We start from the raw sequence: 7,661 nt of genomic DNA on the forward strand, positions 1-7,661 counted from the left end.
CCCGTACAGCGGCCAGTAATGCCAGATCAGAAAATAAACGACAGGCGGGAAAATAATGACGTAAAGCATCCAGTTTATTTTTTCAGCTGTCTCTTCACTTCATGCAGCCGCCTGCGCTTCGGGAGCGGGCGCTCGTTCAACCGGCTTTGCGGACCGCCGGCGGTCGCTTGCTGGCTCATGCAATACTCCCCCTTCTTCGATCGAGAACGATAAATAAAGCGTTTACATTACACTGATGTCTGATCGCCTTTCTCCGGAAACCGGCCGCGAAAAGCACGGTTGTTCCATCGCCGGATAGCGGAGCCGGCGCGGCGAATCCCTTCGCCTTGCGGCAGACGATGCTGTCATAAACTTTGATTAATATGTTAAATATATTGTATAATAAGTATACTATGTACATCATATAGGTTCTTTCCCTTTCTGTCAATTGCAGGAATATAAAAAAGCAACAAAAAAATCCGTTAACAGGATGCGTTCCCGTTAACGGATTATCGGCTTCCCGGCGGGGCGATCGATTCGCCTTCGATCATCGCTACCGGAATGACGATTCGTTTCTCCACCGTCCGCCCTTCCATCAGCTCCACCAGCGCATCCGCCGCCTTCCTGCCCATCGCGGCCGTGTCCTGGGCTACGCAGGTAAGCATCGGATGCTGCAAAATCGGCATCTCCGGACGATCGAACGTAATGAGCGACAGATCGTCCGGAATGCGGCGGCCCAGCCGTTTCGCCACATAGACGACGGCGGCCGCCATCGACAGGTGCAGCGTCACGACGGCGGTTATCGCTTTATGCTGCCGGAAATACCGTTCGACCTGCCCGATCAGCGCTTCGTCCGGCTCCGTTCCGTACAGCGTCTCCCAGCGGCCGGTCACGCTGCAGAGCGGATAGGCCGCTCCCCCTGCCTCTTCGACCGCCTTGAGCGCGCCGTTCAGCCGGTCCTCCACCGTCTCGACCCCGCGGATATCGTGGCACAAAATCCCGATATGCCGATGGCCGCAATCGGTCAGCCGGCGAACGGCGCGGTAGGCGCCGTCGTAGTTGTCGGAACAGACCGAATGATTATCGATGCCGCGCAAATAACGGTCGATGAGCACATGCGGAAAATGTTCGATTTTGAGCCGCAAAATCTCTTCGTTGTAAATTTCCCCGCTCCGGGGAAAGATGACAATGCCCTTGACGCCGGCGCGCACCGCCTCGACGATCGCCTGCTTCTCCCGGTCCAGATCGATATGCGTCAGCTTCAGCTCGACCCGCAGGCCGTGCTCCGTCAGCCGGTCGCACAGCGCTTGCGCTATATGCGCGCCGAACTGCGATACCAGGTCAGGTAGAATGACCGCCACCGATGCCGGGGATGCGGCGGCTGGGCGGCGCTCCGGCTCCGGCTCCGGCGGCTCTTGCGGATCGTCCGGCGCCGGAATCCGGACGGACGGCGCATGCAAGGGCGGCGGCGCGGCCGCTTTGCTGCCGGTCACGAATGTGCCTTTTCCTTTGATCCGATAAATAAGTCCGCGCTCCACCAATTCGGAGAGCGCGCGCTTGACCGTCAGCCTGCTGACGCCGAACAGACCGGCCAGCTGCTCTTCCGTAGGCAACCGGTCGTCGGGCATCAGCTCGCGGCTGCTGATTTGCTGTTCCACATAGTTGCGGATTTTAATAAAAAGATGTTCGGTCGGCACTGGTTTTCTCAACTGCTGCCCCACTTCCAATTCAGGATTTAATATAACAAATCCTAATTATACATAATATATATTGTGTTTCGTCTACATTTCCAGCCGCTTGATGAACTCTTCCGCCGCGCTGTAGCCTTGCTGCCGCAAATACCAGTTGTTGGCGGCCGCTTCGATCAAGCCCGCCACGTCTCTGCCGGGCTGAAGCTGAATTTCGATATGCGGTATGCGGACCCCCATATATTCCGTATATTTCTCTTCCAGCTCCAGCTCGTTGTAAAGCGCGTTTTTCTTCCATTCGGTCAGTTCAATGTCAAGCGCGATTCGCGTTTCGTCCTGGAACGCCTTTCGGCCGTAAAGGCGCGGCACGTTGATCAGCCCGATGCTGCGCAGGGCGAGAAACTCCCGCGTTTTTCCGTCATGCGTGCCGAGCAGCGTTTGCGGACTGAGCTTTTTCAAGACGACGATGTCGTCCGCCACAAGCCGGTGACCCCGGCGAATCAGGGTATGGGCGGTTTCGCTTTTGCCGATGCCGGATTTGCCGCGCAGCAGAATGCCGATGTTGGATACGTTGACGCAAACGCCGTGAACGGCGATTTCCGGCGCCAGCGCCTTGACCAGATAAGCGTCCAGCAGTCCGATAAACTCGTTCGTCGCCGCTTTCGTCCGCAATAGCGGAATGCCTTCCTGCTCGCAATATTTTTTCAAATATTTCAAACCTTCCAGGTTTCGCGTCACAACGAAGCATGGCGGGTGATACTTGACGATATTGCCGATATGAAAATTCCGCTCCTCTTCGGTCAGCTTGTGCAAATACGTAATTTCCTTGAGCCCCAGCACCTGCACGTGCTCCGTCGGAAAGAAATCGAAATGACCGACAAATTCCAGTCCCGGCCGGTAGGCTTTCGACTTGGTAATCGGTCGGTTGAGATATTTTTTGCCGGCCAGCACCTCGAGCGAAAAGCGGACAACCAAATCGTTAACCTCGACTGATTTCATCTTCGATAACTCCCTTCGCTACATCCGTTTCCGCGCAAGCCGCATAGGACTTACGTCCTTTCCTATTCGACAGCCGTATGCCGTAACCCTTCTATTCCTTCGTCTGTTCGCAAGGCTGCCACAATCTTCGCTGCGGCAAAGCGACAGCGAAGCGCACCGTAAACGCTTTGCCTTGTCCGCTTGTGCGATCGTGCAGACACCGTTATAATGAGTTTCAAATTTCATGCCAACAAAGACGATGAGGGAGAGAGTAGGCGGGCAACGGCTTTCGACAGGGACGGCATGCCGGAGATTGAGAGCATGACGCGAAAGACCGCCGGCCGAAGTTCACTCCGGAGTCGGACCTTGAACGCGGAACGGTCGGGGAGTGCCGTTTTCCGCCATTAGAGGTCCCCGGCGCCATGCCGTTATCGATGAAGAGCGAGAAGCGTATTTTGGGCTTCTAATCAGGGTGGTACCGCGGCCTTTCGTCCCTGCCGGACGGAAGGCCTTTTTGTCGTGCTCGCGGTGCGGCGGGAAAGACGAAGCCCGATACGAATCGGAAGGGAGAGGAAAACGATGAGAAATTCGGAATTATCATCGCTATATCAAGAACTGGACGCTATCGATGAGGAATTGCTCGCACTGTTGTCGAGGCGGGCAAGCGTCGCGGTGAAGCTGGGAGAACTCCGGCAGGAGCGGGGCTTGCCGAAGTTCGATCCCGCCATGGAACAGGAGACGCTCGAGAAGCTGATTCCGCGCAATCCGGGTCCACTTGGACAGGCGGCGGTCCGCCGTCTGTTCCATCACATTTTCACGGCCAGCTTCGACCCGCAAGCTGCGGATAACCGGAAACGATTGCTCGTCAGCCGCCAGACGCAAGAAGCGGATACAATCATCCGCGTGCACGGCGCCGCGATCGGCGGGGGAACATCCACGCTCGTTGCCGGGCCGTGCGCGGTAGAAAGTTACGAGCAGCTAAGAGAAACAGCCGCCGCCCTGAAGGAAGCGGGCGTCCGTATTATGCGTGGCGGCGCCTTCAAGCCGAGGACGTCGCCTTACGACTTTCAGGGGCTCGGCCTCGAAGGGCTAAAGCTGCTTCGCGAAGTCGCCGATGAATTCGGACTGGCCGCCATTAGCGAAATCGTCACGCCCCATGATATCGAAACGGCCGCCCGCTATGTCGATATCATCCAGATCGGAGCCCGCAACATGCAAAACTTCGAGCTGCTCAAGGCGGCCGGCGACGTCCGCACGCCGGTGCTGCTGAAGCGGGGGCTGGCGGCGACGCTGGAGGAATTTTTGCTGGCGGCCGAATATATCGTCTCGCGGGGCAATACGCAGGTTATGCTGATCGAACGGGGCATTCGCACATACGAGAAATGGACGCGCAATACGCTCGATATTTCGGCGGTCCCGATTTTGAAGCAGGAAAGCCATCTGCCTGTGCTCGTCGACGTCACGCATTCGACCGGCCGCAAAGACATTATGCTGCCTTGCGCCAAGGCGGCGCTGGCGGCGGGGGCGGACGGCATTATGGTGGAGGTTCATCCGAATCCGCAGGCGGCGCTTTCCGACGCCGGCCAGCAATTCGATATTCCCGAATTTCGCCGTTTCCATGAACGGCTGCTTGCGTCCGGGCTATTCCGGGTTCCCCGTAACGGCATCGGTACGTTAAATCCGGCTTAAACAGATGAATACAACAAACAAGCGGCCCCCGGGCATACGCACCCGCGGACCGCTTGTACCGCATTTATGGTCTTGTACCGCATTTATCGTTACGAGAGCTTGACTCCGATCATTTTCGAATATTGCGCTTTCGTCGTTACCCGGCGCGCGGTAACATAGCGCTTGGCATAGTAGGAGCTGGACAACTTGGTAATCGTGACGCCCTTGCTGCTTGAAGAATGCGCGAATTTGCCGTTGCCCACGTAAACGCCGGCATGGGAAACGCCTTTGCCGCTTGTGTTGAAGAACACGAGATCTCCCACCCGGAGATCGCTCTTGTCTACTTTCGTGCCTACTTTCGCCTGCTCTCTGGACGTTCGGGGCAGCTTGATGTCGTACTGCTTGAAAATGTGCAAAATAAATCCCGAACAATCGAAGCCTTTCGTGGTCGTGCCGCCGTACAGATAAGGAGTGCCCACGACTTCATCGACGGCGCTCAGCAGTTTGGGCGCGCCGGCAGAAGCTGCGCCTGCACTGGAAGCAAACAAAATCACCGCACCTACAATCGACAATAAAACCTTTTTCAAAAACGAGTCTCCCTTCAATTGCCTACGAGGTTAGCTGTGGGTTCGGTTGAAGGTTCCCTGGAATCCGCAGCTGACTGTCAGCCGGATTCGTTCACCCCAAGCGGAAACGGCTCGCCCGGCATTGCCGGCGCCGCACCGTTATCGCTTCATCATATCAACGCGGTAAACTATGCTTGTATGACGAAATGGGTCCCCCGTTTTCGCTCGCGAAAATTCGGCATGCTGTTATATGTTTATAGATAAGCTATGTTACAAATTCGATTCGATTCGCCAAAAACCTCCTCTTGCAACATTAGAATCCTTTCATCTTTTCCTTTCAATCCTTCATCTTTCTCATCCAATCCTTTAATTTCTCTTTCCGATCCTCCATATTTCTCATCCAATCCTTCAACTTTCTCTTCCTGCCCTTTCATCTTCCTTTCCAACCCGGATGCAAAAAAAGAAGACGCGCTTGACGGAATTAAATCCGTACCGTGCGCCTTCTTCCCGACGATCGGGATCTCCCCGCCGCTTATTCTTCGTTAAAGTAGACCGTTTTGCCGGTGCGGGCCGATTCGTAAATCGCCTCCAAAATTTCCGTTACGACCAGTGCCTGCTCGGGCTTCACAACCGGCTCCTTGTCGTTCAAAATCGCGTCAATCCACGTCGCGCACTCCAGGTCGATGTCGCGTTGCGGGCCGCTTCCCTCATAGAATGCGACGCCGCCCGCCTTTAGGTCGATTTCTTTGACGAACAGCCGGCTGTTCTGCTCGCCGTTGATGCGCAGGCCGCCTTTCATGTCGGCCCCGCCTTCGGTACCGCACAGCGTACATTTCGCCTCGTCGACGTCCAGCGTATTGAGCGCCCAGCTCGATTCCAGCACGATCGTCGCGCCATTCGCCATTTTGATGAAGCCCATGGCCGAATCTTCGACGGTAAACTTGTCCGGATCCCAAGGCCCCCAGGCGTTGGCGGCGTTTTTCTTGCTGCCGAGCTTGTGGAAGACGGAGCCTGTCACCGACACCGGCTTGTAATTGTCCATCATCCACAGCGTCAAATCGAGCGCGTGCGTGCCGATATCGATAAGCGGACCGCCGCCCTGCTTCTCTTCATCGAGAAAAACGCCCCAGGTCGGGACGGCGCGGCGCCGGATCGCATGGGCGCGGGCGTAATAAATTTCGCCGAGCTCGCCCGAATCGCATACGCTCTTCAAATACTGGCTGTCGGAGCGGAACCGGTTGTTGTAGCCGATCGTCAGCTTCTTGCCGGTGCGGCGTGCCGCTTCGACCATCGCGCGGCCTTCCGCGGCCGTCTTGGCCATCGGCTTCTCGCACATGACATGCTTGCCCGACTCCAGGGCGTCGATCGTAATATAGGAGTGCGAGTCGTTGGGCGTGCATACGTGGACGACATCGATGCTTTCGTCCTTCAGTAGCTCCTTGTAGTCCGTATACGTTTTGGCGCCCTCGGCGCCGTATTTGGCCGCCGCCTCCAGCGCGCGCTCCTCGACGATATCACAAAACGCGACCATTTCCACATGCTTGTTCTTGCTCAGAGCCGGCATATGCTTGCCGTTGGCAATGCCCCCGCAGCCGACAATGGCAACTTTCAGCAATCGAGACATCAACATTCCTCCCTGCTCAACATGAATTTATGTATGGATGAAAAAACAACCATCACCAATGGTAGCATATGCCTGCCGCAAGCGCATTACAAGAATACGAATGAGATACTATAAATTTGCGACATCGTGTACCTCCCCTGCCGCGCCGCACCGCGACACACACGCCAGGTCACACCATGCACCCTGCCGCGCCGCACCGTTACACACACGCCGGGTCACACCATGCACCCTGCCGCGCCGCACCGTTACACACACGCCGGGTCACACCGTGTACCCTGACGCGCCTAGCCGCCGCACATCGCCGTGCTGCGCCATATCTCGCATGTTGCCATGTCACGCCGCACTACACCTCTGCCGCACCCCGCACACCGAGCCCAACCACGCACCTTTGCCGCGCCCCGCCGTCCTGCGCACTCCCGCTACATCACGCGACCCCGCGACGTTCTGCGTCTCGCCTTTGCATTCGCGGTACGCCGTTCCACGCATATTGCCATGCCACGCCGCACTACGCCTCGTCCCCTTGCCCACATCACCCTCGCTACATCTCACCTCCCGCCCTGCGTATACCCACCGCATCGCCCTCGCTACATCTCACCTCCCGCCCTGCGTATACCCATCGCATCGCCCCCGCGCACGCTCTGCCTCGTCTCGTCCTATCGCGCCGCACCACACCGCCACACCTGCCGCACCACGCACGCTAGGTCTAACCACACACCTCTGCCGCATCACTCCGTTCTGAGACAGGCCGGGCAGAGCGGCTGGTGAAGTATGTGGTCGCGTTATCATGGACAGATGTTCCGAAGCGCTAAAGAATCCGAATGTTCGTAACCATCGACGCTTAACCGGTACTTTGAACCTTCGCCAACGACACTTGCTTTAAATTCTGCGAAAATACAGTTTTTTGGGAACTTTTGGCGCGAAAAAGCTCAAATTGCTGCAATTGTGCAGTTTTTGGAACGGTCCGACAGGCATTTCGGGCTATGGACATCCAAATTCCTGCAGATTTGCAGGAATTTGGACCGTTTGCATCTGTCAGAGCGTAAAATCCTGCACTTTTGCAGGAATCGCGGCACTCTCGTCACGTTCAACGGGAACCTTGAACACGGCTGGCCGTTTTCAAGCATCAACTTCAAGCATAAAGTCATAACCACCGGCTTA

Annotated in this window: 6 protein-coding genes and 1 riboswitch; of the genes, 1 reads left to right on the plus strand and 5 read right to left on the minus strand. The window is 56.6% G+C overall.

Annotated features, from left to right (window positions below):
- Nucleotides 1-488: 488 nt before the first annotated feature.
- Nucleotides 489-1,688 carry a GntR family transcriptional regulator gene (locus PACILC2_RS24585; RefSeq protein ID WP_213531527.1) on the minus strand — a complete coding sequence of 400 codons (1,200 nt, stop codon included), beginning with the start codon at nt 1,686-1,688 and terminating at the stop codon, nt 489-491.
- A 72-nt stretch (nt 1,689-1,760) separates the two neighbouring features.
- Nucleotides 1,761-2,666, minus strand: a complete 906-nt coding sequence (hprK, locus tag PACILC2_RS24590) for an HPr(Ser) kinase/phosphatase (protein ID WP_062494606.1) — start codon at nt 2,664-2,666, stop codon at nt 1,761-1,763.
- Nucleotides 2,667-3,224: 558 nt separating this feature from the next.
- Here hprK and PACILC2_RS24595 point away from each other — a divergent pair.
- A complete protein-coding gene (locus PACILC2_RS24595; protein ID WP_213531529.1) occupies nt 3,225-4,334 on the plus strand; it encodes a bifunctional 3-deoxy-7-phosphoheptulonate synthase/chorismate mutase in 1,110 nt (369 codons plus the stop codon).
- Between the two features lie 89 nt (nt 4,335-4,423).
- On the opposite strand, the gene PACILC2_RS24600 is transcribed toward PACILC2_RS24595, so the two are convergent.
- From PACILC2_RS24600 to PACILC2_RS24610, 3 genes are all read right to left on the minus strand, one after another.
- Complete coding sequence (locus PACILC2_RS24600) at nt 4,424-4,900, minus strand: C40 family peptidase (protein WP_062494609.1); 477 nt, start codon at nt 4,898-4,900, stop codon at nt 4,424-4,426.
- Between the two features lie 3 nt (nt 4,901-4,903).
- Nucleotides 4,904-5,130, minus strand: a riboswitch (cyclic di-AMP (ydaO/yuaA leader).
- A 3-nt stretch (nt 5,131-5,133) separates the two neighbouring features.
- Nucleotides 5,134-5,313, minus strand: coding sequence for a hypothetical protein (locus PACILC2_RS24605; protein ID WP_062494613.1), 180 nt, complete (start codon nt 5,311-5,313; stop codon nt 5,134-5,136).
- Between the two features lie 98 nt (nt 5,314-5,411).
- Nucleotides 5,412-6,503, minus strand: a complete 1,092-nt coding sequence (locus tag PACILC2_RS24610) for a Gfo/Idh/MocA family protein (protein ID WP_062494615.1) — start codon at nt 6,501-6,503, stop codon at nt 5,412-5,414.
- Nucleotides 6,504-7,661 lie beyond the last annotated feature (1,158 nt).

The sequence above is a fragment of the Paenibacillus cisolokensis genome (genome assembly GCF_018403665.1).
Lineage (GTDB): Bacteria > Bacillota > Bacilli > Paenibacillales > Paenibacillaceae > Paenibacillus_AH > Paenibacillus_AH cisolokensis.

Coding starts and splice junctions, on each gene's coding strand:
- PACILC2_RS24605 (WP_062494613.1), bottom strand. CDS start 5,313: ATGAAAGGGCAGGAAGAGAAAGTTGAAGGATTGGATGAGAAATATGGA.
- PACILC2_RS24610 (WP_062494615.1), bottom strand. CDS start 6,503: ATGTCTCGATTGCTGAAAGTTGCCATTGTCGGCTGCGGGGGCATTGCC.
- hprK (WP_062494606.1), bottom strand. CDS start 2,666: ATGAAATCAGTCGAGGTTAACGATTTGGTTGTCCGCTTTTCGCTCGAG.
- PACILC2_RS24595 (WP_213531529.1), top strand. CDS start 3,225: ATGAGAAATTCGGAATTATCATCGCTATATCAAGAACTGGACGCTATC.